Raw genomic sequence first — 26943 nt, forward strand, 5'->3', positions numbered from 1 at the left:
GTTTAACGCATAGGCACAGTGAAGCACATCGTACTCCTTGCCCGAAAAATTTAATCTAGCTTTGAAAGCCATAGTTTTAAAATTTAAAGGTTAAATAATTAATTTAGTGTAGCCTCCGCTACACTAATTATAAACCAAATATTAAGCCAATTATTGTATATATAGCTCAGCTATAGAGAATAATACTGTTTTAGAAATGCTGGTAAAATCCCAAAATCGCACTAAACGATTAGTTAAACGAATTATTATTGTGGAAAAGGTGTGGAAAAGTTTTAAGAGATTTTTAGCGTTATAGATACAGCATACTAGCGAATAACCTACATAACTGTAGTGATATTACCCAATATGTAGCATTTTTGGACAAAAAATTTCGTAAAAAAATTCTCGTTAACTTGAGTATTAAATTAGCTGCGCACCAAATTTTTCCATTTTAGCTACCCATTTTTGGCTATAATGATTTTCAAGAGAGTGTAATTCGCCAATGGTATTGGTGAGCACGGGGCTCATTCTGCATTTCTCAAAAACAACTTTTTTAATAGAGAGGTAAGTTGTTTTCTTATTTGCTTTCCATTCTTTAAAAGTTGCCTCATCTAAAATAGACACAATCCGTGCCGAACGGCCACTAAAATTATTGTTTACGTTTTGCTGCTGAGTAGTAAAAATTTGGTCAGGTAGAAATAAACGATCAAAAAAGCCTTTAATCTTTGCAGGAATATGGTCTACATATACCGGGCAGAAAAGCACCACGTGGTTACTTTGCCTAATTGCAGTTAAAGCTTTTTGCAGATCGGGTTCTAACTCGGAAATTTGCCTATTATTGAATTGTTTGTTCGAGTTGAATATGAGGTCGATGATGGCCAACTCTCTTACAGTTGCACCAGCACCTTCAGCACCTTGCTTATATGCGTTAATCAGGAAATTTGTCGATGCGTTTTTTTCAATATCCCCATTCAGGATAAGTACTTGCTTCATTTTTTTTGATTAATCTGATCTGGTCGATGCATTACAAAATTATAAAGAATTTGTTAAGTGTTATGCATAACCCATAAAAAAACCCAACGCTAAGGCTGGGTTTTTATTTCAGTAATCAAAAACTATTGCTGGTTGTACTCTGTATTCCAGGTCGTATTCTCGTCTTCGCCCTTATGGCCGTCTAGTTTTACTACAAAGCTTTTAGCCGGAAAATACGGCGTAATGTGGATATCCAGGTGGATTCTGTCTTTTTGAAGTTCATCTCTTTCGAAACGCATAATCTTAAATCTTTCGATTAAACGATCTGCTCCCTGGATACCATCCAAAAATTTAACAATCTGACCGCGTAAATCCTGTTCTGTTTTAGAAGTCCAGTTTTCGAAAGCTCTTCTGTTTAAGAAATCAAACAATACTTTGGTAATGTAATCGAATACACGAACCACTGAATAAGTCTGCAAACCAATATTATCGCCATTGAACAAGGTTTTAGCTGAAAAAGCCATTACTTTACCGTATTCATTAACCATTGGCACTAAACCTACACGTTCTAAATGAGAGATTTCACTTTTCTTTAAATCGAATTTAACACCATCTACTTCATTTATAGCCCCATGTTTTTTACCTGCGGTAACCTGCGACATTAGTGTGTAATACATTTTACCTGCAAGAGCGGCCGATCCAGGAACGGTAAGATCATCTTCCTCGCCCACTTCTGCTACCTTACCACGACCTACCAGCCAGTTACAGGTCATGATAACGTTCGATCTAAATGCATCGCCACCAGTAAAATTAGCAGCGGTAAATAAATCAAGTACATCGTCAGGCTGATCTAAATCGGCAAAATCTGTTACCAGCATCGCTTTATTGTTATGTGCTATTTTGGCCCATCTTTCTAATACTTTATTAGAGCCCATATAACCCGGAACAACCATTAACGAATAGTTTTTACGAAGATCTAACCGATCGTAATTCTGCTTTAATTCATCATCAACATATTCGATAAAACGAGGATTATCGAGATCTTTAATCTGATCCATCGATGCATTTAACAGCACCACATTTTTCAGCTTGTCAGACTCAGTATTTTTATAGAATAAATGCACCGATCTATAAGCCTGCTCCAGTTCTCTGGTACTTTCGAGCGCTGTACCAATGTTTTTATTTAAGTTTTCTTCTGCGGCGTTCAGTTTTTCAGTGCTTTTTTCAACCATATCTGCAACAGAGGTGGAAGACTCGAGTACATCTATCCAAAGCTGAATTTTCTTTTTAAGCTCTTCGCGTTCTTTCTTCTTTTCATCGCCAGTTAAAAAAATCTGCTTTCTGGCTTTTCTTTCAGGGTTTAAATTCTGAAGTCCGTCAACAGTTGCTTCTAACAGATCGAAACCACCAACCCTGGCCAGTTTTTCTAAGTTATCTTTAAGCGATGTTTTTGCTATGGTTTTGCCTTCAGCGGGTTTAAAACCTGCCTGAGCTGTATTTTGGTCTGTTTTTAATTCTTGAGGATTTGACATGTTTTCTCAGCGTTTAGATTATTTATTTTGCTCCAGTTCATCAACAAAGTTCTTTAAAGCACTTATGAAGGCTGCTTTAGTTTCTTCATCATCAAGCGTAGCTTTTAAGGTTTTGTTTGATTTTAACTGTTTAATTACATTCAGAGACATTTCCCTCTCGATATTAACATTAGTGAGGTAGTTGCTTTGGTTGATTATGTTTTTCACACCGAAATCGCCCAGATCGTTAAAGCTTAGCGTTTCGCCAACGGTAGATCCGTCCTGCTTTTCGAAAGCAACCTTCACATTTGGTTTGTAATGTTCAAATACCTCTTTTACCGTTTTTAATCCTTCTACCTTTTCTGGTTTGATGGGATCATTATCGGTAAGTTTTTGTACAAAAAGCGTCTTGTTATGGGCAATTTCTGCGAAAGCTTCTGAGGTATCGATTTTTCGCTCATTACCGCCAATTTCATAATTAAACATAGTATGTAGATTTAGATTTACGATTAATTTTTTCTAATAATATAATAGTTAACGTTTTAGCTCAATTTTTGTTCCAATGTAACAACTTCTGGTTGAATAATATCCCATTTCAATGTATCTTCTTCGGGATGTTTACTTACCTGGATCTTTGATCCTTTTTTAAGTTCGCCAGAAATGATGTATTTCGAAATTGGCCTGCGCAAAAGATTTCTGATCACTGCAGATAGCTGTCTTGCTCCATATTTTGGGGTAAAACCGTCTAATGCAATCATTTTCTTGGCATCATCTGCTATTTCAAAATCGATACCCATTTTGTTCAGCGACTGCACCAAACTACTCAGCTGAATTTCAAAGATGCGTACCACATTACTTTCATTAATCGGTGCAAATGGAACAATTTCAGAAATCCGGGCTAAAAACTCGGGGCGGAAATGTCCGGCCATTACCTCCATCAATTGGTTCGATGCCGGAATAACACCCTTATTGATTTGTTCTGCGATCCATTCGCTGCCGATATTCGAGGTAAAAAGAATCAGCGAATTGCTAAAATCGCCCTCTTTCCCTAACCGGTCATGCATATGGCCTTCATCCAAAATCTGCAAAAAAGTATCGAAAACAGAAGGGTGTGCTTTTTCAATTTCATCAAACAACAACACCGAATAAGGCTGTTGCCTGATTTTGTTCACTAACAAACCGCCTTCTTCATAGCCCACATAACCTGGAGGCGCTCCATAAAGCAATGCCGCGCTGTGTTCTTCTTTAAATTCAGACATATCGAACCTTATCATGGCCTTTTCATCATTAAACAGAAAATCGGCTATTGATTTGGCCAGTTCGGTTTTACCTGTTCCGGTTGGTCCCAGTAAAAAGAAAGATCCAATCGGTTGTCCTTTTTTATTTAAGCCACTGCGCGATTCCAATATCGCATCAGAAACCGCTTTAAGTGCCTGATCTTGCCCTACAACCCGTTTTTTTAGATACTGCTCCATATTAAGCAGTTTTTCTTTTTCTCCAGCTTGAAGTTTCCCCATTGGAATGCCTGTTTTATAGGCCACAATGGAAGCGATGTCCTGTTTGGTAATGCGATCGCTTTTTTCTGCAGCATATTTTTTTAATTCCTGCAGGCTGCTGTTGATATAACCCTGATATTCATCCGCCGTTTCGAAAGCATCTGTTTGCGTTTCGTCGGTTAACCTTCCCAACAAAACCGGACTCAATTTATTTTGAAGCAAAGAGAAAAGCCATTTATAATCGGCAAATTTTGCTGTCTCCGGCTGTTCAGTATTGGCATTTAGTGCTTCCAGATCAGCTTCCAAACTTTCAATTACCTGATCGGAAGTGTCATTCATCATTTTCATTGCCGCCATAGTTCTATCCAGCAAATCGAAAGCAGAATCAGGGAGACGTCTATCTTTCATATACCGCTTGGCTAAACGCACGCATTCGCCTAACGCATCGGGTTCGATGGTTAAAATATGGTGTTCTTCATATTTTACCGCCAGTTTTTGCAACATTTTTATCGTGCTTTCTTCATTCGGTTCATTTACCTGAAGCACTTCGAAGCGCCTGCTAAAAGCCTGTTCAGGCTCGATAATTTTACGGTATTCGTCAATAGTGGTTGCACCAATTACGGTGATTTCGCCCCGGGCAAGTTCTGGCTTTAACAAATTGCCAATTCCGGCACCCAATGGGCCCTTGCTATCTAATAACGTATGGATCTCATCAATAAAGAGTACTGCTTTTTCGAACTGCTTTATTTCTTTGATGATGTTTTTTAAGCGGTCTTCGATCTCTCCTTTGTAAGATGCTCCTGCTATTAAAGCGCCCAGATCCAACTCAAAAAGCTGTACAGGTTTAAGGCTTTCTGGCACATTCTGGTTTACAATATCAATGGCAAATCCATCAACAAGCGCCGTTTTACCTACACCGGCATCGCCAGTAAGAATTACGTTTGGCTTGGTGCGGCGGCAAAGGATTTCCATCATCATCCTGGTTTCTTTATCCCGACCGATTATCGGATCGGTTTTACCATCGCGAACCATCTGTAACCGGTCTATACAATATTTATATAGTGCGTTGCCGGTACTTTTATTTTCTGCAGACGAAGCTGCCTGACCTGGAGAAACAGCTCTCGAAATTTCTTCATCCTTTACATAAAGGTCTAAAATTTCGCGTTCCTTTATTGGGAAAGATTTTAACTGATCGGGCTGAAAACCGATTCCAGGTTTAGCCAATGCAGTTAACACACATACAGGCGTAATTAAATCCAACCCTAATTTAATGCGAACATTATCAGCTTCTTCAAAAATAACGGCAATTTCTGGAGCGCCACTAACAGAATCGCTAAAGCTCGCAGATTTGGTCTGTTCATCTATCCGAACTTCTGCCCACTCACTAATGTATTCTTCATCCTTCCCAATTGAAGTGATAAACGACCGTAAACCAACATCTTTATGCATTAAGCCTTTGAGCAAATGAGCTGCAGAAAATGTTTCGTTTCTGTATTCTTTGGCTAACGACTGCGCAATATGTAAGGCTGTTTTAACCGATTCGCTTAAATTTGTAATTGCCATAGCCTTAGTTGGTTGTAGGCAAAACTGCCGGGTTAAAATTATTTTCGGTGATGTAGTAATATATTTTTCCGTTTGATACAAATTGTTGTTCAATCTGTGTCGCTCTTTTAATCTGCTGTACTGATTGATTTAACATCTTGATATAGTTCTCGAACTGATCGAGAGGCATTCTAGAGGTGCTTTTTAAATCGTTTACAGTATATTTTGACAAAAACTCGTTATTTAAAGGTAAACCTGTTACCAGTTTGATGTAGCTGGTCAAGGTCATTGCTTTAATATCTCCTGAAGATACTTTCATCCCCAACAGTTGTTTAGGCATTTTAACATAGTTTTTAACCAGTTTGCTTCTGAAAGAAGACTGATCTGCCTGTAGGTTTTGCCCCAACATAATTGAAAAAACATCTACAATTTGCTTGTATTCCATATTATTTAATACAATGGCGTACTGTAGTGTAGAACGGTTGTTTTTTACAATATCGGCTGATAGGTTAGCCGTGCTGTAATATTTAAAGGCATTATGTGGCATGCGGTCGGCTACTTCTACGCCAACGGGTGCAGGTAATAACCCTTCTACATCAGCGGATAAGTTTTTGCGTGATATACCCGTTAAACGGAATGCGCTATCCAAAGAACTGATCTGATTGTAAATATCCATGCTGGTTTCTTTTACAAAACGGCGTAAAGCAATGGTCATGCTCTGGTTCGAATTTACCGAACCTTTAGTTGGAAAAACCACCCCACCTTGTATTAAACTGTTTTTAGGGTAATCTAAATAATAAGAAATTGAATCCTGTAGGCTGGTATTATAAGGCTGGAAGCTTTTTAAGCCTTCTCCTTTAACCATGGTATTTTTTCTATATTCGGCAGCGCGGATAGCTGATTCTGAAACCAGTTTTCTCGACTGAATTACAAAATCATTAAATGATTGGTTAAAATCGCTATAAACTTGTAGTGCTAAAATCCGGGCATCGGCAAGTGCAACCTGCTCACTCAGTTCGTTAATCAGGTAATTATTGGTACCACCAACGTTACCCGTACTACCAACCAAAACAATTAAATTGGTTTCGTTCTTTTTCGTTTTAAACAAATTTAATCCGGCCTTTAATGCTGCAAATACAGGTTCTTCGGCAATTTCGCCGTTACACCTCAACGTATTTTTTGCCTGGTTAGACAGGAAAGTCATTAACTTACGGTAATCATCCTGAATCGGGCTAACAAAAATCCCCTGCAGTGAGCATCCGGTTTCGCCACGGTATACTACACCACCATAATTTACTTTAGTCCCTTTACCAAAATCGCCCATTATGTTTTCAAAAGAAGCGATGGTATTGGTCATTCCGGAAAGATACTTCGTCATCGGGCTTCCACCATCAACCACAAAAACAACATTAACCTTATTCTTATTTTTACGCAGATTCACATAATCCTGATAAGAAAGTGCTGAACCGTTAATGGTTAATATTTTGTTATCTTTTTTATTGTAAACATCGGCAGCTATGCCCACAGCGTACGCACCGGCATCATCAGAAACGACAGGAACGCTTCTTAAAATCAGGTTTTCTCTCGGCAATAAAGGATCTACCACGAAAGCTGTTCCACTGTTTATTCCATTTTTAATAGCTGTTGAGGTAGAATCATCGTTATCGTAATTACCGGGTTTAACAGACGTAATATAAAGCCTATCTCCCCAACTGTGCACTGCCTCGGCAGAAACCCATCCATAAATACTTTTTAAAGCTGTATCAGCCACCAACTGATCATCAGAACCGATCAGATATTTTTTGCCATCTTCTGATTTTTTGTAGATATAAGCAATTTCATGCAACCTTACTTTGGTGCGCCTATCTTTAAGTTCGGGCGTGTTGTAAACCAAAATGGAATCGGTCGTATCAAAATAAAACTTTGGCTCCGTTAGTGCATTTTTACCGTTTACAATGCCAATAGCTTTTTCGGCGTAACCTGTTTTTTGGTTAGAAAAGGCACGTTGCCACAAAAGGAGTTTAGATTTTGCTATCCAGCCGTAACTGATGGCGCTCTTTTTATCGTTAATTTTTCTTCCTCTGATCATTCCTGCTTTATACTTGATCAGTTTCAGATAACCGTTTTCTTCCTTTGAAACATAAAAAGGCTCCATGAAGCTTATTTTTTTCATAATCAGGCTTCCACCTGGAGCAGTGGTGGTATAGTTGTCTTCGCGGTCTGAAAAAACAATCCAGGGTAAACTGCTGCTACTGGTATTATCATTAACGTTTATAGTTTCGGCTGGCTTTTCATACGATTTGGGCATGTATTTCACTTTTTTCCCAAAGGATGCCGGTGATTGTGCATAGGCAAACGATATTCCTAAAAATAGGATGAATAAGGCATAATATTTTTTCATAATATTGTAGATGAGCTTTAAAATTAGGTTCAGATGTTAATCTATTTTGTTTTTGCCGGAGCATCGGTAGTTGCGGTTGCTGCAGGCTGGACTGTTCCCGAATGTTGTTTAATGTTTAACAAACTGGCGCAGGTAGAATTTGGCTTAATAGTTAACTGCGCTTCATCAACGGCAATTTCGCCACCAAAAGTTAAGCCCATGCAATAAGAGTAAATATCAGTCTGCTTTTTCTTCCCGTTCATCTCCACATTTACAGTTACTTTTTCGTTGTTGCACATGTATTTGTTAATGAGATAATAATAGTTGGAGTTAAAATCTGCACCATTTGCAATGGCCTGTAAGCGGGCCCTGATATCATCAATGGTTTTACGTTCCCCATCTCCGGGTGCAACCAGATCTTCCACTATTTCGGCATTAGGATCGGTAATCAGGATATTTAAAAAAGCTGGTTTACGTGCTTTATCCGATCGAAGGCGTACCACATATTTCCCGGGTGCACGGTAGGTGTACAAAGCGGTTTTTCCCTTAACATCTACACGGCCGGTTTCTCCGAAAGACCATTCGAAATCTTTTCCTTCTCCATCGCCCTCTAGCCTGATCTCTTCGTTAACCAGACCGGCAGTTGGCCCGCTTATGGTGAGTACGCTATCGACAACTGCTGCTTTTACAGTATCGCGCACGGTTATTGGAAATTCCTGACGCAGTTCGCCATCTACCGTTAAACGTACAATATAAGTATCGGGCTTAGTGTAATGGTAAGAGCCGGTTTTTGTAGTCGCTTTTTCGCCATTACCGAATTCCCATAACCATTTAGTGGCTTTAGGTGTATTATCAGTAAAAACTAAATCCTCGTTTAAATAAATTTCATCTTTGAGGATTCTTGCATCAATGGCTCTTTTTTCGAACAAAGAGCTTTTAAATAAAAAAATGAGGCCTGTTAAAAGCAGTACAGCCAAAAGGATGTAAAGGATAACGTAGCCTTGCGAATTTGAGTTAACTTGCTTGGTGTTTGTGTCAGACATAGGTAGCGTTTTTTATAGGTTGTGGGATGTTTATCTTGCAGATATGGTTTGCTGCAGCTGACGCCTGTTGGTAATACAGTCGTCTAATTGCCTTTTGTGCAGTTCAATATCTGTAATATTTCTATTTTGTTCTTGTCTATCGTAAAATAACCTGTCGTACAGTTGCGCGGTTTGAACGAAGATTTTATACCTCGAATCTGATGCTTTTCGATCAAACGCAGCTTTAATAGAGCCTAATGAAAGCTGAATATCATTCTTTAAAAATACCGCCTGTACATTTGGGTTATAGCGTGTAATCTGTTTAAAAGTAGTATCAACGGTAGGCATGGTTTCTTTCACCATATTTTCAAAGGCATCATTTTCACGGATCTTAACTTCAAGTTCTTCTTTAGAAATTTCGTACCGGGATGTACCACTGTAAAAAATGCCAAAGCTTAAAAGCCCGACAGTAAAAACAAATAGGGCTAAAAAAAACAAGAATTGTTCCCGTCTTTCTTTTATGCTAAGTTTTATCATAATCTTTAATTATCGGCCGAACCTACCGTTTCTAATTTTGTTAGCTGCTGATTGGTTTGCACGATGGCAGTCGTTTATTTGTTCTTTATATCTTTGAATATCACCTCTCGATTTAATAAGAGAATCTTGTAAATCGGCCATTGCGCCAACATTGTTATTTAGTTTTCCGTACAGATCGAAACTCGGGCTAGCTTCGTTTTTTCTGGTAATTAAATCTTTTATCCTGTTGTTGGCCGTTTGAATATCGCCAAGCAAAATGCTCTGTTTGCTCATTTCATTTGCGTTATAATCACGGTATTGGGCAAGTTCTTTAAAACGGACTAAAATGAGGTCGAAATTGGTATTGATATCTTTCCGCAAATAGGATAATTTTTCGGTTTCTTTTACTTTTTTATCGAGTAGCGTATACTCGTAATCAGAAGCTGCGAAAAAGAGATAAATGCAAAGAATAGAGAAGAGTGTTAGGAAAACAAAGTTTAAAATAAACTTCGTGTATGAATTCCTAATTTCGGTAGCGTTAATGGGTTTCATAAAGATTTAATAGTTTCACATAGCAATAGCCTAATAATTAATCCGACAATCAACCTCACTAACAATCGCACAAACCTTTTCAAATTAACATTATACTATAACAATTTTTAATATTTGTTGTTTGGTTATTAAAACGGTTTTATTTATTTTACTTTTAACAAACTTTAAGCCAAACATCCATGTCTGAAAATTTTTTCAACAAACCCTTCAGATTTAACGCTATATTTTCAGGTGCTGGCCTACAGGCAACAGACCTCGGAAAATCGATTTCCAACCACATTGAACTGATTATTTTTACCCGGTTTGGAGAACATAGATTCCATCATGATTTTGGATGTGAAATATGGGATCTGGATTTTGAGTTAATTGTGAGCGAGAGCATTTGGGAGGAAAAATTCCGCAAATCGTTGCTAAAATCCATAACCAGTAATGAATTTCGGATATATAATACCGAGGTAGAGGTCCGTATTACTGAAGTAGAAAATGTATACCCACTACGTAAGATAACCGAGATCAAAAAAAAGGTAGATATTAGTGTTAGGGCATTAATAAAAACTACAGGAGAAAAATATTTTTTCAACACCGCTTTATTTCTCAGTCCGCTATCAACTTAATCTAAAACGCCCAAAATATTCTACACATGAAACCAGTTTTTTATTCATCAAAAGATGAGATCCGGAACAGAATTTTAAAAAATGCCGAAGACTTTTGGAACGTTAAGGATAGTAATGATTTTGATCCGCTTGTAAAATTAATTATCGAGGCCTTAAGTAACGAGCTTTTTAATGTGGCCAATGACGTTAAAAATCTTGAGAATAGAATTTTTGATAAGATTAGCCGCATTTTAGCTCCCGATCATTTAACCTCATCGTTACCTGCGCACGCCATTGTCCAAGCCAGGCCAATTGAATACGAAGATTACCTTTCTCCATATACACAGTTCGCTTTTAAGAAAAATATCCAGCAAGAAAATGATAAGGCAAAAAAAATAGACATTTTCTTCAGCCCGCTGCACCATGTAAAAGTTCAAAATGCTACGATAAAATATATCGCAACCGGAACTACCCTTTTTAATGTAGAACAATTAAGCAAACAGCCCATTTTAAATACATTACCCGGATCAGCAATAGAAAAAAACACCATTTACATTGGTTTTAATGGGATAAAAAACTGGATGGATTTTAATAAACTAAATTTATTTTTTGATTGGAAAAACTATTCGGTACCAGATAACACTTACGATCTGTTATCCTTAGGAAAATGGTTCTATAAAGATAATGAGCTTAGTGCCTATACCGAACGTTTTATGGATGAGCCATTAACCGGTAAACACGAAGCGCCCTTTCAGCACAAACAGTTGCTTAATCTGATTAAGGCTGATGTGCTCCAGTTTTACAGCAACAGGTTTATTACCCTTGGCGATCTTAATGATTTTAATATTGATGAAAGTAAGGAGCTGCCGGCTGCTTTTGCAAAAATTTTTCAACCGGCAAGCTTAAACCAGATTGATGAAAAAGTAAAGTGGCTTAAAGTGGTTTTTCCTGCAGCCATCAATCAGGAAATGTTGAATGAGCTTCATATCTACATCAATGCATTTCCGGTGGTAAATAAAAAGTTAAGCCAGATCAAACACCGGCTTAAAACGATGAATAATATCATCCCGATTAAAACTGAAGCTATGGACCAAATGCTGGCTGTAGAAAACCTGAAAGATAATAAAGGCAAAAGTTATAACGAAATTCCATACACCAATGAGAACGATAAGGGCGATGGTTCATTCTCAATCAGGTATGGAGGCACTGAGCGCTTCGATACCAGAAATGCAAAAGAACTGGTCGATTATCTGTTTGAACTGCTCAGAGATGAGAAGGCTTCTTTTTCTGCCTATGGCCCCGATTTTTTAAGCACTGTGCTTAAAAATTTAGAGCAGAATATCGCCCTTATTGAACAGAAAAGTCGCTCGGCATTAAAAGACATCAAAGAATTACCAAGCTATATTGTATTAAAACCGATTGATGATGCCGATATCCTGTTTTTAGATATTTGGGTTACACAAGCTGAAGAGGCTAACCATATTAATGCCGGCAGCCGTTTAGTGGTATACGATAACAATAAGGTAAATGCAGAAAGCATCTTTTTATTAAGCCAAACAAAAGGCGGACGGTCGAGATTGAATGCAACCAACAGGGTTCAGGCTTATAAGTATGGGCTAACTACTGCAGACCGGATTATTACCAAGGCAGATGTGATTAACTTTTGCCGTTACGAACTGGGCAACAAGTTAAAGGGCATTACCCTGGCCAAAGGCATTGTGATGGATAATAAACCCAATGCCGGCTTTATTAAAACCACTGATGTTATAATTGAGCCTGCAGATAACCTGCAACTCACTGTGCAGGACTGGGAAGAACTGCTTGGCCTTACCTTGGCCAAATTAAACCTAAGGAGCACCATGAATGTTCATTACCGCTTATTATTAAAGCCAACAGTATATAAAATGATTTAAGCTTTGTAAACCGTTATAGGATTAGGGATAAATAAAAAGTCGTCATAGCGAACCAGGGGCTGGTTTGAGGTTGCGTGAAGTACGCTATTTCATGTTCAGCAGCTTAATTATTGAATTCAGAATAAATAGTTTTCACATTTGGAGCGCAAGACCTCTACAAGACCATAAGTTTCTTCCCGTCTTCCGCTTTTACGCTTCGCTGCCTCGTTGCTGCAGGGTATCGCTTCAGCCGGGGCTAGGTGGCCACAATAGTATTCCATTTGTTGGGTTGCAGGGTGCAAAAACCTTGGTTTCTAAACCCGTATTGCAGCGAACATCCCGATTTTTTCATCGGGATAAAGCGAAAAGCGGGGCTGTAATTGCCAAGAACCACAAAGCGCTCATTTCCAAATAACCTGCATTCGATTAATAAAAAACATTTAAAGATCTTCAGAAGGTATTTTAACGCAGTATCGTCACCCTGTAGCGAAGCAAAAAGCTACGATTAAACCGAGCCTTAAGCGAGCTCACCGAAGGTAATTTATTTCAGGGCCTATCTAGCTGGAAGGATGCTGAAACAAGTTCAGCATGACGATTGCGTTAGGAAAAATGTCGAAAATTGAATACAACATGTAAATATTAATCGAACTCAGGTTACCAATTAAATATATACCGTATACCCTAAGTAAGCGCTTTCTCCATCTGTATTTAACACTGTTTCCTGATAATCGGTCGCGGTAAGCAAATCAACATTTATTTCCGCATCAAGCGGCATCAGGTAACTCATCGCCATATCCAAAATAGCCCTGTTCTTTTGGCCTGGAATAAAGCCAATCAATTCTTGTGGTGTAGTGGGTCCAACATTAACGTTATAGGCCTCATGCTCTGGCATAAAACTATCGCCAATAATGGTATCAATCCCCAGGGCGCTGGCACCAAGCTGCATCTGCAGTTCATCTGCAATTTTTAAAGGACTAATGTTGGCAGTGGTATCAACAAGATTTATGGGCAAATTAAATAAGGCGGTAAGCACTTTAGATACAAAAGCAATGTCATTTCTTTTTTGTTGTATTTCGGGCAACAAGTGCATCCAAATAATACTCTGTTCTTTATTCAATAAGTTAAACTCATCCCAGCCGAATTCGAATATCTGCCTTAAATCCGAATAGGTAGTTTTTTTATCGAGCCTGTTTTCATAAAGCTCGGTCATGATCCTTACATGATTAATTTCAGCATCGAATGGAGTAAAAAACAACCTGGCGTGTTTTTCTTCTTCTCTCCTATCCCTGATATCCTTAATCATCGATTCTTCATCCATGCCGGCACTGCCTGTTGGCGGCCTATGAAAAAGCCCTTCAGGCAGCATATCATACAAACTCTCTCTATTGGTATTGATGCGGATACGATCGTGCCTTCTTTTTTCTGTATAGTAGGTAGTTGTATTTTCAATATCCTTTGCAAAAGCGCGCTTATCAGGCCCTATAGGGATAATCTCAATACGATCGGCATCTATCACCTTACGCTCTATTAAGTCGGCGGCATGAGCCACCGCCTTGTAATCTGTAAAGAGTTCGTTATTAATCAAAGTTTCTTTTTTCATTTAAACTTTAAGCTTGCTTATTTGTTATAGGTTAAATTTTTATTATCGAAAAAAATAGGATTATAATCAAATACTAAAGATACTATATTTGTAGTACATCACATCTATCAAAATTAATGGACGTCAAATCATTTTTTATTCGCTTTCTCTTATTTCCGTTGATCTTCATCGTATCAACGACCATTCTTTCTATTATCAATAAAAAGAATCAGTTTCTTAATAACAAAAGACTTATTGTAAGTGTTCTGCTCATCGGTATTATTTTAGCCGCTCCAGGTTTCTTAGGGTTTCTGAACTTCAATTTCATGCCCTGGGGTTATATTATTTGCTGTATTTTTTATCTTTTAATGGGTAGCATATTTGTTTATCTGTTGACAAAACACTATCCTAAAGATGTGCTGGAACGCAAGGTTTTTATCTTTTTCGCCACTTTAATTTCGGCTATTTTAGCTGCCTATTTATTTCAGCTGGCCTTTAACTGGTTAAGCTCCGTGAATTTCGGCTGGTTTGGCGCAGGCAGCATCACTTGCTTTTTTGTTCCGCTTATTTTTTGGTGGGCTTATGTTTCGTTGCTTGGTATTCCTTCAGAAATTTACAAAATCTGGAGGTATCCTGATACGCCACTAGACATTAATATGGACCACGTAGATTTTAACCGTTTACTGGTATTGGAGCTAGAACTGTACAAAAAAAGCAGTGATCCTGAACCTTTAAAAGTAAAAGTAAAAGCTGTAGAAAATATGAACTTCGGTATCTGGTTCCATAAGTTTATTGATGATTACAATTTAAAGTTCGCCAAAAGTCCGGTAGAATTTAGAGGTGATGACATGGAGAACTATAAATGGATTTTCTTTATTAAGACCTCCTTTTTTAAACGGAATATTTTTATTGATCCTGATTTGGACATCATTGAAAACGGCATTACCGAAAAAATGACGATTTACGCTAAACGTGTTTCAGAAAATGTAAATAAGCCTAATGAAGTTGGAGAAAGTGCTATCTTTATCTAACCTATATAAAAACATTTACCATGATAAAGCCGCTAAAATATAAATCCATCAACTGGATTAATGGCATGAAACTTTCTAGTGATCACTTTACAGTTAGTGACCTCTATTTACAGGATTTTGTTCGGGATGCCGTATCTATACATTTAAACAATAGCAATTACGGATTCTTACCGCCATTTACGGGCTACAAAAGTTCGCATGATATTGAGATTATCGAAAAAGCCACAAATCACATCGAAGTTAGGGTAAGGTACTGTAACGCTGTAACTCCAGAAGGCTGTCATATCGATATTGTACAGTCAGATCATATGATGGATACGCTGGTTCACAACCATTATTTTGGCCAATCAGAACCCCGTAACTACGTTATTTTATTGGTGGTAAGTCCATTTAACCGTATCCCAACAGGCACACCAAACCCCGAAGAAAGCCCAATCCGTTATCCTGAGCTGGCAAAAAGCTATTCTATTGCTGTTTTACCTGAAAGTGAAGTAAGCACGCAATCAGCCGATAGCTATTTCCTCACCATTGGACAGGTTTACTACGAAAATGGAAGATTAACAATCAACAACAATTACATACCGCCAAGCGCTACCATAACGAGCCATCCTGCGCTGATCAGATATTATGAATCGTTCAGTGTCTTATTAAATGATTTACAGCTTGCGGCTTTTAAAATTATTGATAAAACCGGAGGTAGGGACAACATTACGCCATTGGGCAAAAACATCCGTTTAATCTCAGAGAAAATTGTAGATTATATTGCAGGTTTATTTTACGAATACAGAAACATTGCACACCGCGAATCGCCAGCGGTTTTAGTTGGTTATTTCTCCAGTTTGGCACACATATTTTTTACGGCCATTAAACTGATTGATCCACGCGAAAGAGAAGAACTGTTAAAGTATTTTTACGAGTGGAAAGATGTAACCCCTGGAAACTTTGAAGAGCTTTTGGCCAAAACCATCGAACTGGTTTACGATCATAAACAAATTAATAACAGTATGTTAATGGCCAGTGAATTTATGAATGTATTAGTAGCACTCTGGAATAAATTAAGTGGACTAGAATACATCGGCCAGCGCAAAGAAAATATTGTGGTTGCCGAGCAACAGGTTGTACAGCAGGTACAGGCCAGAAAAACCTGGACATTGCTGGATTAAAATTATTTCTCGGAGTAAATTTTATAATGAAGCTGTACCACTTAATTGGCGGTACAGTTTTTTTGTTAATATAATTTTATTGAACAAAAAAGCCTCAACTAAGGTTAAGGCTGTAGGTTTTGAACATGCTAACAGATTTAATCGAAAGCAATCTGTTGCGGGCCTGAAATTTTATCGATGTGACAAGCACACTTGCCTCCACTTACTTTAATTACAACAGATTTGGTTTGCTTGGTTTCTACAGAGGTGCCAGTGATTTTCAGATCATCTCCCTGTTCTGACAGACCAAGTTTATTATTATCATCAACAATAATAAATACGCCTTTTATGGTATTTGTATAAATACTCGAATTAGCTGTTACCCGCTCGCCTGTTCTTTGGTTGATTACATTGAAATCTTTTACTTCAACGCCAGCGCCTTTATTATCTACAAATTTTAACATTATCGAGGCAAATTCTTCAGTGCAGATCTTGTCCCCACAATCAGAAGTTTTATTTTTTTTGCACGAAAGCAAGGCAATCGTCATGAATAGCAGTATTATTTTTTTCATTGTTTTCCGGTTTTGAATGAGAAACGACAAAACTGATTGAAACGCTACAAGGAAAATTATGAATGATCCAAATCCTATAGGATTGGGCTATTAATGAACACCAATCTGGTTTCAAATAAGACGAACGACTACATCAGTATAAAATAAAGTATACAATTATCGTATAAACATTTGTATAACAAATTTGCTGATTATTAGCCATATCCCAGATCTAAATACAGTTATTTTGCTTCCCTAACCAATATATATTATATGAAAAAACACCATTCACCGACAGGTGTAACCAGGAAGGTTACCTTTGTTGTGGCTGCAACCTTAGTGTTTGCAGGCGCCTCATGTTTAACAGGCTGTAAAAAAGACGAAAAAATGGCACCCGAGGCAGTTACTGCCCCGCCTCCATCTGCCAAAGCCGTCGCCACGGTAGAATCGTACCAATCGGGTACACATAATGGCTTCTTTTGGTCGCTTTGGAAGAGCGATGGCGCAACCGGCACAGTTAATTATGCCAATGGTAACGGCGGAAATTACAGCGTTAACTGGAACGGGTTTAACGGTAATTTTACTTGTGGCAAAGGTTATTCAGTAGGGTCGCCAACCTATACAATAGGGTATAATCTGGGCATTTATTCAAACTCAGGAGGTGGTACTTTTGGCTGGTACGGATGGAGCAGAAGCCCTTATTATGAGTATTATGTGAATGAAACCTGGGGGGCAGTTTCGCCTCATACCGGTACTTACCTGGGGACATTTGAAACCGATGGCGCAGGTTATAATGTATGGACCAGATGGATGACAGGCAAAAATATAGACGGAGGCGACGGTTTCAGGCAGATTTACAGCTCGAGAGTTACAAAAACATCTACCGGACAAAATCACACCATTACTTTTGCCAACCATTACAACAAATGGCAAAGCTACGGATATACGCTTGGCCAATTAAATATTCCTGCAATTATGGTTTCGGAAACATGGGGTACTAATACGAATGGCAACATTAACTGTACCATTTGGGCACAGTAAACATTTGTTTAAACCAATCACATTACTGCCTGGCAATAAGCCGGGCAGTATTTATTGCAGGTAATTCTGATCACCCTGCCTGGATTAAAAAGCTTTTAATTTCAAACAACTTGTTATCATGAGATCCATACTTTATTTTTTTGCTTTTTTTATTTTTATCCTTTCCGCCTGTGATTCGCCAAATCCTAAAAACATAGGCGGAAATAAAAAATCACTGATCGGAAAATGGCATCGCTTTTCCATGGCAAATGGATATAGCGAATTTGATATTGATTCGCTATATGTAGTTTTCTATAATCAGAAAGTTGGCCGGTTCAAGCTTCCTTATAAAGTAGAAAATGATTCCTTAAAATACCTTACCAAAGATTATGTAGCTAAGATTACCAACTACGGTGACTCTATTCTTTTAGAAGGAAATGATAGTACCCAAGCCGTTTTGCACAGGTTTAAAGAACCACATATTCCTTTTAAAACAATTCCTGAACAAAAAGATTCTTTATTATTTGCATCATACATTGCTGATTTCGATAAAAGATTAGTCAGCGAGTTTGAGAAAGCCGGAATAAAAATTTCTGATGGTATGGAAAAACGTGAGGGACCTGCATACGAAGAACTGTTAAAAAAGAAATCAGCAAACAGGTAAAAAATGTCTAATGATCGAAGCAGCTTAAAACAACTATTAAGTTGTAATCGGTAAACATTCATACCGTTTAATGTACTCATCGAATTGCACATCTTTTCCTTGTGAAAAATGATAATTTGTATCTCCAAAAAATAAAAAAGCCTGTAAAGATTTAATTTACAGGCTTTTCGTTAAATTTAAATCTATTTTCGCGGGCTGAACGGGCTACAATCAAACCCCTAGCCCCCCTTCATTGTTTATCAATGACCAAAATTCATGCAAAACAATGGAGAATGCATGGTTGAAAAAAAAGAAATAGGCTTCGAAAAAGGATTACAAATGCATCTGATAAAAAAGAAAAAAAGTAGGAGGCCAAAATTGTAGTTCATTTCTGAATAAATAGTGTAAGGGATATTATCGAACACCTGCTATTTAGCCTTATAAAATGACAGGCTAATTCAAAAGTGCTCGAAGCAGGAACTTTTCGGACTTCACTCAAATTACCCAAAAAGAGAATGTGACACGTGGCATTGAAGTATCCTGAGGCAATGCATCTAAATAATTTCGGTCTTTTGGCCGGCTTAAGTATATTGCGTATAATTAATAATTATATACTTTTACAATGTCCTATTTTGAAGCATTTTTCGATTATATTCAAAAAATATCAGGCAAACTGCTATCGGAAGATGATGAGCATTTGTTGACGGCGCACTTCAAACCCAGAAAACTTCGAAAAAGACAATACTTTTTACAGGAAGGAGACGTGTGCAAATATATCGGGTATATTGTAAAAGGATCTGCTAAGACTTTTACGGTTGATGAAAAAGGACATGAACATATACTGAAATTATCTGTTGAAAATTGGTGGCTGACAGATTTCGAAAGCTTTTATCGATTAACGCCTAGCCGGTTTAACATTGAAGCACTGGAGGAACTAGAGGTCCTGCAAACAACCCATGCGGAAATTGAAGAATTTCTGAAGCATATCCCTGCCTTTTCAGCGATGTCAAACGTGATCAGTCAAAACAACACCATTGCGGCCCAAAAAAGAATGCAGGCCATTAACTATTCAGCTGAAGAGCGCTACGAAGAATTGGTCAGCAATTACCCTCATTTTCTACAGCGGTTCTCACAAAATATGATTGCTTCTTATCTAGGTCTATCTTCTGAAACTTTGAGCCGAATAAAGAAAAACATTTTAAAATGACCCCCTTAACTATTTCAGGCTTCACTATCACTACAAATGGACCTGTTAAATGAATCGCCAGGATCCTCTTCACCCTAACATAAAAACATGCTTAACCAAAGTCCGAATTTGGTTTATGCCAAATTTTTTATCTTCTCCCCAGATGAAAAAAGTGCTTTACTATGGAATTAATGCTCATTTGATCTTCTAGCATCCTGCATTTTTAATTTTAGATTCTGCCATAGGTGGCTATTTTATAAATAGTTACTGTATTTTCTTGATTTAGCTCATCACTTTGAGCTGACATTTATCATGTGTATTTAATGATGCATGCCAGCATGCAGTTCGTAACGATGCAGGATCTTTGCATGTATTTCAGAACGAAAAACTGAAAGGCCTAAATGTAATTAAAAATAGAAAATCATGAGTAAATTAGAAAACAAGGTAGCAGTAGTTACCGGAGCTTCAAAAGGAATAGGTGCAGCTATTGCCAAACACTTTGCGGCAGCAGGCGCAAAAGTTGTTGTAAATTATGCTTCCAGCAAAGAAGGGGCAGACAAAGTGGTTAAAACCATAACCGATAATGGCGGTAAAGCCATTGCGATCCAGGCCGATGTATCAAAAGAAGCTGATGTAACCAGGTTGTTTAAAGAAACTAAGGGTGCTTTCGGAACACTGGACATTTTGGTAAATAACGCAGTGTCTCAGGGATATGCACCGATTGAACTTATTTCGGCAGGAGATTTCCACCAAAGTTTCAATGTCAACGTTTTAGGACCAATCTTGACTATACAGGCGGCGCTTAAACTTTTCGGCGAAAAGGGTGGAAACATCATCAATATCAGTTCTGGTGCCAGTAAATACCCACTTCCGAATGCCTCCTTATACTCAGCAACGAAGGCCGCATTAGATGCCTTCACCATTGCCTTATCGAAAGAACTGGGCGCAAAAAACGTTCGCATTAATTCTATTTTGCCAGGTGCTACGGAAACAGAGGGGGCAGCCAGTGCGGGTGTTACTGTCGGTAGTGAGTATGAGAAGATGTTTATCGAAAAAACACCACTTGGACGCAGAGGACAGCCTGCAGATATTGCGAAAGCTGCAGTATTTCTAGCTTCTGATGATGCAGCCTGGATTACAGGAGAGCAACTTTCTGTATCGGGTGGTATGTATGGTTTTTAAATCATAATATCTGAAAAACATAGTTTAATGAAACGGACTATTTCCTGAGCCCGTTTCATTAAATTATTCAATAAGTTTCCTTTAAGTTATAAATTATGAAGCTAAAGGCATCATTGGAGCAAGACATATCGGCAAAGCCGCAGCCACTCCATTTTAGCAAGTGGTTATCAGGTTTTTGATTAGCAATAGTAAGGGCCCTAAAGCACTTTATGAAATTGTCTCAGCATTGAACAGCTAACTAAAAACGACATTGATACCCTTTTACACTTAGATCATAATGACGTCGAGGTAAAGCGCATAAATAAGTTTATTTAATCATTTCAATCAAATCATTTGACTCTTCTATAATCCATTGATTATTTAGAACTAACTCTTTTATAAGTTTCATTTGGTCGTGGCTTAACAAAGAGTCTATATTTTGTCCGTTAATAATCCATTTGCTATTATGCTCAGTTTGGTCGATATCTTTCGGAGTGCCGTTTGGTGTTAGAAGTTGAATTGTGGGTATCTTTTTTTCACCAATGGATAAATAATAAATAGACCATCAAAATCCCAATTACAGGAATAATAAATGGGCAATCCTCTTGGATCAGAATAGTCCAGTTTGTTCACGTTTTTCCCCCCCCAGCATACCATAACTCTATATTATTAGACCTGGCTAATGTCGGACGCTTCAGAAAGTCAATATTTTCACAAAGTAAAATGCATTTAGGATTATTACATTCAAGCACATATTTGTATTGTAAATCTTTATCGTCCGCTAACTCCTCAATCTGCAATAGTGTTTTTACAGCATTGATTAAAGCCTCCTTTCCTCAAAGACTTGCTCCTGATCTTCTTCAGAAAAACGTGGTAGAAATAAAATTTAAAAAGTGATGAAGTGTTTAGCGACAATGGCAAATGATCATTTTATTCAATATATTGCAAGTCAATTATTTAATTAGCTGTTTTTATCTAAAAAAAACTGATATACTCAAAGAATCAAATATCCCTTGCATACTTTCAGGAATAGAAAATTAGGGAAAGGTATTATGTTGTATCATCTGAAGACTTACTTATCTCTAAACTTAGTTGGAAACAAGAATTTTTGCCAATGAAATCGACTATTAGACAGGTGAAGTTTAAAGCGGGACTTCCTTTGGAAATCGAAGTGATTTCCATTGCAGACACGGTTTCAAAGCATTACGAAACCATCTCCAATCCACACAGGGCAGAGTTCTATCACATTTTTTGGGTACAGAAAGGAACGGCTGAATATCTGGTCGACTTTGCGCCAGTGAAAGTGACGGCAGGCTCATTCCTCTTTGTTAACAAGGACCGGGTGCAGACTTTTGATTGTCAACACAAGCACGAAGGCAAACTTTTACTATTTACCGGCAGTTTCTTTAATAAAACGGCAGAAGATGCGAAATACCTGCATAGCACTATTCTCTTCAACGACTTTTTAGATATTCCAGTCATTGGAGTAAAAACAAATGCTTCTTTACAAACCATCTTTGGTGCCATTGAAACAGAGTTGACAAAAGACAATGACTCGTACCATTACGATCTTTTACATAATCTGCTTCACAATTTGCTTTTATTGTCAGAAAGAGAAAGAAGAAAACAAGGCTTCAAGGAGTTAACCAAAAGTGCTGACCTCGATTACACCGTTCTATTTAGAGACTTGCTTGCTGCACAATTCAAAACACTTAAATCAGTAAGCGGATACGCTTCGCAAATGAATGTTTCAGAAAAGCGGTTAACCGCTGCCACTACCAAAACAATGGATAAGTCGCCAAAGACCATCATTAATGAAAGGGTTATGCTGGAAGCAAAACGTTTACTGATACACACCAATCGTTCCATTAAAGAAGTTGGATACGATCTGGGCTTTGAGGAGCCTACCAATTTTATCAAATACTTCCGAAAGCATACAGAAAAGACACCCATTGAATTCAGAGAAGCCTATTTTATCCGGTAAGTTCCCAAAAGTATCATTCTTCGTCCCCTTTCTACCTTTCTTTACACCTTTTAATAAGTGAATTTTGTACTTGTCAACAAACAAAGAGGCAAAATGAAAAAGGTATTCTTTCCCTGCTTATTACAAGTGTTTTTATCACTGATAAAGCGGTACGGGCAATCCAAAGAAAAAGCATCCTGGAAATTAGTTCATGTTTACTATTCAAATATGCCCTGTTATCCGTCAAGGGCAGGATTTCTAATCACTATTCAAAAACAAACATTAATATAAAGAAAAGATGAAAATAACATTCTTAGCAATGGCAACAGTAATAGGCTTTGCATCATGTTCACCTAAAATAAAAAACACATCACCAGTAAAAAATACAACTATGAGCACAAAAAAACAGGAGGTCGTTAACCTCTTAAAAGCAATTGAGACAGGTGCAGCCGAACCGGCGGCTATCATTAATCCAAACAAATACACCCAGCACAATTTAGGTGTAGAAGATGGTTTAGCAGGCTTTGGTAAATTGCTTCAGCAACTGCCGAAAGGTTCAGCCAAAGTAAACACCGTGAGGGTATTTGAAGAAGGTGATTATGTATTTGTACACACCGATTACGATTTCTTTGGTCCCAAGATTGGTTTTGACATTTTCAAATTTGAAGACGGTAAAATCGTTGAGCATTGGGATAATCTACAAACAACCGCAGGTCCTAATCCAAGTGGTCACACCATGGCAGACGGAACAAAAGAAGTAATTGATTTGGATAAAACCGAAACCAACAAAACATTGGTAAGAAATTTTGTAGATGACATTTTAGTGAACGGCAGAATGGAAAAGTTAGCGGGGTACTTCAATGGAGATAACTACATTCAGCACAATCCCCAAATTCCTGACCAGCTTTCCGGATTGGCCAAAGCATTGGGTGAGATGGCAAAAGCAGGTATAACCATGAAGTACGACCAGATTCATAAAGTATTAGGTGAAGGAAACTTTGTACTGGTTGTAAGCGAAGGTCACCTGGGCGGTAAGCATTCTTCTTTTTATGACCTATTCAGAGTAGAGAATGATAAGATTGCGGAACATTGGGACACTATCGAAGAAATCCCTGCTAAACAGCAATGGAAGAATAACAACGGGAAGTTTGGATTTTAATCACCTAAAAATGTTTTCTCATCAAAAATTAAGCACATGAAAAATATAGCATTTCTTTTATTGTTTACAGCCATTACATTTAGTTTAATACTCAATGCTTGCAATAATAATAAGCAGCCTTCAAACAATACGAGTGTAGCAAAAACTGATGTTGGCACCATAGGAAACAATGACCAATTAGTAAAGGAGCGATTAAGAAGGTTTGATAGTCTCGACTTTCAATTTTATAGTAATCAACAATGGGACAGCCTTGCCATTAGTCACGACGAAAATATTAAAGTCCACTACCCTGACGGCACTGTAACTACAGGTTTATCTCCTGACCACATTAATATGTTAAAGCCAATGTTTGTATTTGCTCCAGACACAAAAATTACATCACATCCTGTCAAGTTTGGAACAGGTGAATGGACATCAGTAATAGGTGAAATGGAAGGTACGTTTTCCAAGCCTATGCCAATAGGAAATGGGAAAAGCATTCCACCCACAGGTAAAAAATTCAAGTTGCTTATGAATACTGTAGGTCATTGGAAGGACGGCAAAATGATCGAAGAATATTTATTCTGGGATAATCAGTCATTCATGAAACAAATTGGTGTAGGTCAATAAGTAATACAATTAATTAATGCATATTAGTCGACAAAAGCTACTTCGGTAGCTTTTTGTTTTTAATGCGCCCAAAGGTGAAACATTAAAGGAAGTTTTACGCTCAAGATCTTTATTCTGCGCTGGTTTAGATCAAGCGGGATTGTTTCCGCAACCTATAAAAACAAAAAAGCCTTAGCTTTTTCAAACTAAGGCTTTTGTTGCGGAATGGACGGGACTCGAACCCGCGACCTCCTGCGTGACAGGCAGGCATTCTAACCAGCTGAACTACCACTCCTTTTGTTCTTCTTTAAAGTCTGAACCTCTTTCCCCTTTCGGGATTGCAAATATAGAGACTATATTCAGTTTATCACTATAGTAATCGACTTTTTAATCAATAATTACGTAACACCCTGAACCTCATTCTAAATATTTTAATCAAAGGAGTTATTAAACAAAAAAGCCTCAACTTTTACAAGTTAAGGCTTTTATTACGGAATGGACGGGACTCGAAGCCATACTAATAACCACCTGTAAATTAATGTACTAACACCCGCTTCGCACTAATACTGCAAAATCAAACCGTTGTAATACTACGGTTAGTACTCAAATCATCCCATTAGTATTGAAGTTTCATATCAATAGGATATAAAAATTCTGTTCGTAACATATTACCATTTACTTTTATTCCCAAACCTGACCTGTAATCCAAATCTTAGAGTGTTTGCCAAAGGACTGATATTGGTTGTCCCTGCCAGATAAGCAAAATCAAGAGAAAATATTATACTTGAGTCCAACTCCAATAGTGAAGTATTTACTATCCCCTTTTTCTGGATTCTGGTAGTTGTATCCTGCAGGTAGTGCCAACGCATCTTTATATTTAAATTCAATTCCTGTGGAGATGGCTATCTCTTTTATTTCTTCCGGAAAACAGTTAGGGACATATTAAAAGATCCAATGATACCAGCCGGCACTGATCTATTGGGGTCTTTGCCCTTAAGAAGGTTGTCATTTTGGTCTAGAATGGGCTGTGTTGGCACCAATAATTTCTGAAAATCCATAGCTATTGCTAAACTACAGTCTTCATTTGGGTTCATGGTTACGGCTGTTCCAATGTCAAGTTTTGCCGGTAGAAATAAAGATACTCCTGTCATACTATAGTTCATTTTTGTTCCTATATTGGAGATATTCATACTGAATGAAAGTATAGCCGATGTTTCCAAAAAACAATCCTTCGTTATTTTCATAATCTTTGTTTTATAATGGCCCGCGGTTAAGATACTGTCATCACTCACTCTATATTTAGCAGAATCAACAATTGTATTTTCCATATCGCGGGGTTCCATCATTAGCCGATCACCCCTAAAAATAAGATTTACCTGTTCATTTTTAGGAAACTGGCTCTGTTCTTGTTCTAAAACTTTTGCCGTTGCAATTTGATAAGTACTTCCTAATGCCTGTCTTTGTCCATACCACTTTCCTTCAAGCTCTTTAGAAAATTTGCTCTTATTTGAGCACCCTAAAAAAACGCCGCAAGTATAAATGCATAAACGGACTTATTTATCTTCGCCATCAAAACTCCTTTTGTCATCCTACCTTTCATTAACTTTTTTAAATGTATAAACGCTTGGTTTTGCACTCCCAATAATCATGTATGTCGGAACCAATTTAAGTGTATCGGGGCTGAGACTTGAAATGGCATAACCATTCCCCATCCATTCATCATATCTCTTACTATTTGACAAAATAATTGCCGCTTGATTCTCAATCAATTTTCCATTTACAATATAAGAGATGTATTTAATCTTATATTGTTTTGGAAAAAAAGTACCCTTTGTAAATAAAAAATATTTATTAAATGAAAAAGGATTTCCATCGCCCCCCATAAAAGCAGTTTTAGCATACTGATTATGGGAAACTAAAATCCAAGATCCTGTCAAGTTTTTGCGTGTCAGATTTGAATTATGACTATCTGAAAATATGGCCATTATTGTTGTTGAAAAATATCCTCCTACCAACAGCAAGCCACAAAAAAAATAAAAGAAAAATTTATGCATTTATTTTGAAAACAATTTTTAACGACCTAATTTAAAAGCTGCCCACCTTGCTCCACTTCCAACACCACCATCAAATTCAACTTCCCCAGCATTTTCACAAAAATCAGTAACCACCTATCTCCAGCTTCATCAGTATAAATATTGTTTTCAATGAAACCACCTTCCGCAGGATAAGTATAACCCAGAATACCTTCTGGTAATAAAAAACTGACAAGGGTTTGTTCGGCTTGATTCAAGGGAAGTTATAATTGTTGTAATACCACAAAGAAACAAATTATTTTATTCCCCCCAACTTTTCGGATCAAGCGGAAAAGTTGGGGGGATGTTTTTTTAAGCATATATTTTCGACAATCTGAATAAGAAGAATTTAATATCCCTTACACCTCTTGAGGTTGCCCTAAAAGCTTTGAT

Annotated in this window: 24 protein-coding genes and 1 tRNA gene; 11 read left to right on the top strand and 14 right to left on the bottom strand. The window is 37.6% G+C overall.

Annotated elements, in window-relative coordinates:
• Nucleotides 1–399 precede the first annotated feature (399 nt).
• The 8 genes from HDC90_RS23670 to tssO (HDC90_RS23705) form a co-directional block, all read right to left on the bottom strand.
• A complete protein-coding gene (locus HDC90_RS23670; protein WP_184470888.1) occupies nucleotides 400–972 on the bottom strand; it encodes an NAD(P)H-dependent oxidoreductase in 573 nt (190 codons plus the stop codon).
• 122 nt (nucleotides 973–1094) lie between these two features.
• Nucleotides 1095–2483 carry a DUF5458 family protein gene (locus HDC90_RS23675; protein ID WP_184470890.1) on the bottom strand — a complete coding sequence of 463 codons (1389 nt, stop codon included), beginning with the start codon at nucleotides 2481–2483 and terminating at the stop codon, nucleotides 1095–1097.
• Nucleotides 2484–2501: 18 nt separating this feature from the next.
• On the bottom strand, nucleotides 2502–2948 hold the full coding sequence (locus HDC90_RS23680) for a hypothetical protein (protein WP_167296068.1): 447 nt from the start codon (nucleotides 2946–2948) through the stop codon (nucleotides 2502–2504).
• 56 nt (nucleotides 2949–3004) lie between these two features.
• The gene (locus tag HDC90_RS23685) at nucleotides 3005–5521 is read right to left on the bottom strand and encodes an ATP-dependent Clp protease ATP-binding subunit (RefSeq protein WP_184470892.1); all 2517 of its coding nucleotides are present in this window, start codon (nucleotides 5519–5521) and stop codon (nucleotides 3005–3007) included.
• A gap of 4 nt (nucleotides 5522–5525) precedes the next feature.
• Nucleotides 5526–7901, bottom strand: coding sequence for a type VI secretion system protein TssR (gene tssR / locus HDC90_RS23690; RefSeq protein ID WP_184470894.1), 2376 nt, complete (start codon nucleotides 7899–7901; stop codon nucleotides 5526–5528).
• Between the two features lie 41 nt (nucleotides 7902–7942).
• On the bottom strand, nucleotides 7943–8923 hold the full coding sequence (locus tag HDC90_RS23695; RefSeq protein WP_184470896.1) for a PKD domain-containing protein: 981 nt from the start codon (nucleotides 8921–8923) through the stop codon (nucleotides 7943–7945).
• 30 nt (nucleotides 8924–8953) lie between these two features.
• Entirely contained in the window at nucleotides 8954–9439 is a 486-nt protein-coding gene (tssO, locus tag HDC90_RS23700) for a type VI secretion system TssO (protein WP_184470898.1), read from the bottom strand.
• Between the two features lie 9 nt (nucleotides 9440–9448).
• Nucleotides 9449–9970, bottom strand: coding sequence for a type VI secretion system TssO (gene tssO, locus HDC90_RS23705; protein ID WP_184470900.1), 522 nt, complete (start codon nucleotides 9968–9970; stop codon nucleotides 9449–9451).
• A 179-nt stretch (nucleotides 9971–10149) separates the two neighbouring features.
• Between tssO (HDC90_RS23705) and HDC90_RS23710 the strand changes: the two genes are divergently transcribed.
• A complete protein-coding gene (locus tag HDC90_RS23710; RefSeq protein WP_184470902.1) occupies nucleotides 10150–10584 on the top strand; it encodes a GPW/gp25 family protein in 435 nt (144 codons plus the stop codon).
• Nucleotides 10585–10610: 26 nt separating this feature from the next.
• Complete coding sequence (locus tag HDC90_RS23715; RefSeq protein ID WP_184470904.1) at nucleotides 10611–12476, top strand: type VI secretion system baseplate subunit TssF; 1866 nt, start codon at nucleotides 10611–10613, stop codon at nucleotides 12474–12476.
• A gap of 640 nt (nucleotides 12477–13116) precedes the next feature.
• Here the strand turns inward: HDC90_RS23715 and HDC90_RS23720 are convergent.
• Complete coding sequence (locus tag HDC90_RS23720) at nucleotides 13117–14055, bottom strand: type VI secretion system baseplate subunit TssG (protein WP_184470906.1); 939 nt, start codon at nucleotides 14053–14055, stop codon at nucleotides 13117–13119.
• Between the two features lie 116 nt (nucleotides 14056–14171).
• Between HDC90_RS23720 and HDC90_RS23725 the strand changes: the two genes are divergently transcribed.
• Together HDC90_RS23725 and HDC90_RS23730 are read left to right on the top strand one after the other, a co-directional pair.
• Nucleotides 14172–15065, top strand: coding sequence for a TssN family type VI secretion system protein (locus HDC90_RS23725; RefSeq protein ID WP_184470908.1), 894 nt, complete (start codon nucleotides 14172–14174; stop codon nucleotides 15063–15065).
• Between the two features lie 20 nt (nucleotides 15066–15085).
• Nucleotides 15086–16228: a hypothetical protein gene (locus HDC90_RS23730; protein ID WP_184470910.1), complete on the top strand. Its 1143-nt coding sequence runs from the start codon at nucleotides 15086–15088 to the stop codon at nucleotides 16226–16228.
• A 137-nt stretch (nucleotides 16229–16365) separates the two neighbouring features.
• On the opposite strand, the gene HDC90_RS23735 is transcribed toward HDC90_RS23730, so the two are convergent.
• Complete coding sequence (locus HDC90_RS23735; RefSeq protein WP_184470912.1) at nucleotides 16366–16779, bottom strand: hypothetical protein; 414 nt, start codon at nucleotides 16777–16779, stop codon at nucleotides 16366–16368.
• A gap of 252 nt (nucleotides 16780–17031) precedes the next feature.
• Between HDC90_RS23735 and HDC90_RS23740 the strand changes: the two genes are divergently transcribed.
• From HDC90_RS23740 to HDC90_RS23770, 7 genes are all read left to right on the top strand, one after another.
• On the top strand, nucleotides 17032–17799 hold the full coding sequence (locus HDC90_RS23740; RefSeq protein ID WP_184470914.1) for a glycoside hydrolase family 11 protein: 768 nt from the start codon (nucleotides 17032–17034) through the stop codon (nucleotides 17797–17799).
• A gap of 118 nt (nucleotides 17800–17917) precedes the next feature.
• Nucleotides 17918–18442, top strand: coding sequence for a hypothetical protein (locus HDC90_RS23745; RefSeq protein WP_184470916.1), 525 nt, complete (start codon nucleotides 17918–17920; stop codon nucleotides 18440–18442).
• Nucleotides 18443–19043: 601 nt separating this feature from the next.
• Nucleotides 19044–19628 carry a Crp/Fnr family transcriptional regulator gene (locus HDC90_RS23750; RefSeq protein ID WP_184470918.1) on the top strand — a complete coding sequence of 195 codons (585 nt, stop codon included), beginning with the start codon at nucleotides 19044–19046 and terminating at the stop codon, nucleotides 19626–19628.
• Nucleotides 19629–20030: 402 nt separating this feature from the next.
• Nucleotides 20031–20789, top strand: coding sequence for an SDR family NAD(P)-dependent oxidoreductase (locus HDC90_RS23755; RefSeq protein ID WP_184470920.1), 759 nt, complete (start codon nucleotides 20031–20033; stop codon nucleotides 20787–20789).
• Between the two features lie 1093 nt (nucleotides 20790–21882).
• The gene (locus HDC90_RS23760; RefSeq protein ID WP_221451939.1) at nucleotides 21883–22752 is read left to right on the top strand and encodes an AraC family transcriptional regulator; all 870 of its coding nucleotides are present in this window, start codon (nucleotides 21883–21885) and stop codon (nucleotides 22750–22752) included.
• A gap of 370 nt (nucleotides 22753–23122) precedes the next feature.
• Nucleotides 23123–23890, top strand: coding sequence for a nuclear transport factor 2 family protein (locus HDC90_RS23765; protein ID WP_221451940.1), 768 nt, complete (start codon nucleotides 23123–23125; stop codon nucleotides 23888–23890).
• 36 nt (nucleotides 23891–23926) lie between these two features.
• On the top strand, nucleotides 23927–24499 hold the full coding sequence (locus HDC90_RS23770; protein WP_184470926.1) for an ester cyclase: 573 nt from the start codon (nucleotides 23927–23929) through the stop codon (nucleotides 24497–24499).
• Nucleotides 24500–24699: 200 nt separating this feature from the next.
• On the opposite strand, the gene HDC90_RS23775 is transcribed toward HDC90_RS23770, so the two are convergent.
• The 4 genes from HDC90_RS23775 to HDC90_RS23790 all read right to left on the bottom strand — a co-directional run bounded on the left by HDC90_RS23775 (nucleotide 24700) and on the right by HDC90_RS23790 (nucleotide 26768).
• Nucleotides 24700–24773, bottom strand: a tRNA-Asp gene (locus HDC90_RS23775).
• Between the two features lie 616 nt (nucleotides 24774–25389).
• A complete protein-coding gene (locus HDC90_RS23780) occupies nucleotides 25390–25722 on the bottom strand; it encodes a hypothetical protein (protein WP_184470928.1) in 333 nt (110 codons plus the stop codon).
• Nucleotides 25723–26067: 345 nt separating this feature from the next.
• On the bottom strand, nucleotides 26068–26532 hold the full coding sequence (locus HDC90_RS23785) for a hypothetical protein (protein WP_184470929.1): 465 nt from the start codon (nucleotides 26530–26532) through the stop codon (nucleotides 26068–26070).
• A 26-nt stretch (nucleotides 26533–26558) separates the two neighbouring features.
• Nucleotides 26559–26768 carry a hypothetical protein gene (locus tag HDC90_RS23790; RefSeq protein WP_184470931.1) on the bottom strand — a complete coding sequence of 70 codons (210 nt, stop codon included), beginning with the start codon at nucleotides 26766–26768 and terminating at the stop codon, nucleotides 26559–26561.
• Nucleotides 26769–26943: the final 175 nt, after the last annotated feature.

It is taken from the genome of Pedobacter sp. AK013, assembly GCF_014205835.1.
GTDB lineage: Bacteria > Bacteroidota > Bacteroidia > Sphingobacteriales > Sphingobacteriaceae > Pedobacter.

Excerpts from the sequence above, each read along its gene's own strand:
- HDC90_RS23670 (WP_184470888.1), bottom strand. The coding sequence starts at position 972 with ATGAAGCAAGTACTTATCCTGAATGGGGATATTGAAAAAAACGCATCG.
- HDC90_RS23675 (WP_184470890.1), bottom strand. The coding sequence starts at position 2,483 with ATGTCAAATCCTCAAGAATTAAAAACAGACCAAAATACAGCTCAGGCA.
- HDC90_RS23680 (WP_167296068.1), bottom strand. The coding sequence starts at position 2,948 with ATGTTTAATTATGAAATTGGCGGTAATGAGCGAAAAATCGATACCTCA.
- HDC90_RS23685 (WP_184470892.1), bottom strand. The coding sequence starts at position 5,521 with ATGGCAATTACAAATTTAAGCGAATCGGTTAAAACAGCCTTACATATT.
- tssR (WP_184470894.1), bottom strand. The coding sequence starts at position 7,901 with ATGAAAAAATATTATGCCTTATTCATCCTATTTTTAGGAATATCGTTT.
- HDC90_RS23695 (WP_184470896.1), bottom strand. The coding sequence starts at position 8,923 with ATGTCTGACACAAACACCAAGCAAGTTAACTCAAATTCGCAAGGCTAC.
- tssO (WP_184470898.1), bottom strand. The coding sequence starts at position 9,439 with ATGATAAAACTTAGCATAAAAGAAAGACGGGAACAATTCTTGTTTTTT.
- tssO (WP_184470900.1), bottom strand. The coding sequence starts at position 9,970 with ATGAAACCCATTAACGCTACCGAAATTAGGAATTCATACACGAAGTTT.
- HDC90_RS23710 (WP_184470902.1), top strand. The coding sequence starts at position 10,150 with ATGTCTGAAAATTTTTTCAACAAACCCTTCAGATTTAACGCTATATTT.
- HDC90_RS23715 (WP_184470904.1), top strand. The coding sequence starts at position 10,611 with ATGAAACCAGTTTTTTATTCATCAAAAGATGAGATCCGGAACAGAATT.
- HDC90_RS23720 (WP_184470906.1), bottom strand. The coding sequence starts at position 14,055 with ATGAAAAAAGAAACTTTGATTAATAACGAACTCTTTACAGATTACAAG.
- HDC90_RS23725 (WP_184470908.1), top strand. The coding sequence starts at position 14,172 with ATGGACGTCAAATCATTTTTTATTCGCTTTCTCTTATTTCCGTTGATC.
- HDC90_RS23730 (WP_184470910.1), top strand. The coding sequence starts at position 15,086 with ATGATAAAGCCGCTAAAATATAAATCCATCAACTGGATTAATGGCATG.
- HDC90_RS23735 (WP_184470912.1), bottom strand. The coding sequence starts at position 16,779 with ATGAAAAAAATAATACTGCTATTCATGACGATTGCCTTGCTTTCGTGC.
- HDC90_RS23740 (WP_184470914.1), top strand. The coding sequence starts at position 17,032 with ATGAAAAAACACCATTCACCGACAGGTGTAACCAGGAAGGTTACCTTT.
- HDC90_RS23745 (WP_184470916.1), top strand. The coding sequence starts at position 17,918 with ATGAGATCCATACTTTATTTTTTTGCTTTTTTTATTTTTATCCTTTCC.
- HDC90_RS23750 (WP_184470918.1), top strand. The coding sequence starts at position 19,044 with ATGTCCTATTTTGAAGCATTTTTCGATTATATTCAAAAAATATCAGGC.
- HDC90_RS23755 (WP_184470920.1), top strand. The coding sequence starts at position 20,031 with ATGAGTAAATTAGAAAACAAGGTAGCAGTAGTTACCGGAGCTTCAAAA.
- HDC90_RS23760 (WP_221451939.1), top strand. The coding sequence starts at position 21,883 with ATGAAATCGACTATTAGACAGGTGAAGTTTAAAGCGGGACTTCCTTTG.
- HDC90_RS23765 (WP_221451940.1), top strand. The coding sequence starts at position 23,123 with ATGAGCACAAAAAAACAGGAGGTCGTTAACCTCTTAAAAGCAATTGAG.
- HDC90_RS23770 (WP_184470926.1), top strand. The coding sequence starts at position 23,927 with ATGAAAAATATAGCATTTCTTTTATTGTTTACAGCCATTACATTTAGT.
- HDC90_RS23780 (WP_184470928.1), bottom strand. The coding sequence starts at position 25,722 with ATGAAAATAACGAAGGATTGTTTTTTGGAAACATCGGCTATACTTTCA.
- HDC90_RS23785 (WP_184470929.1), bottom strand. The coding sequence starts at position 26,532 with ATGCATAAATTTTTCTTTTATTTTTTTTGTGGCTTGCTGTTGGTAGGA.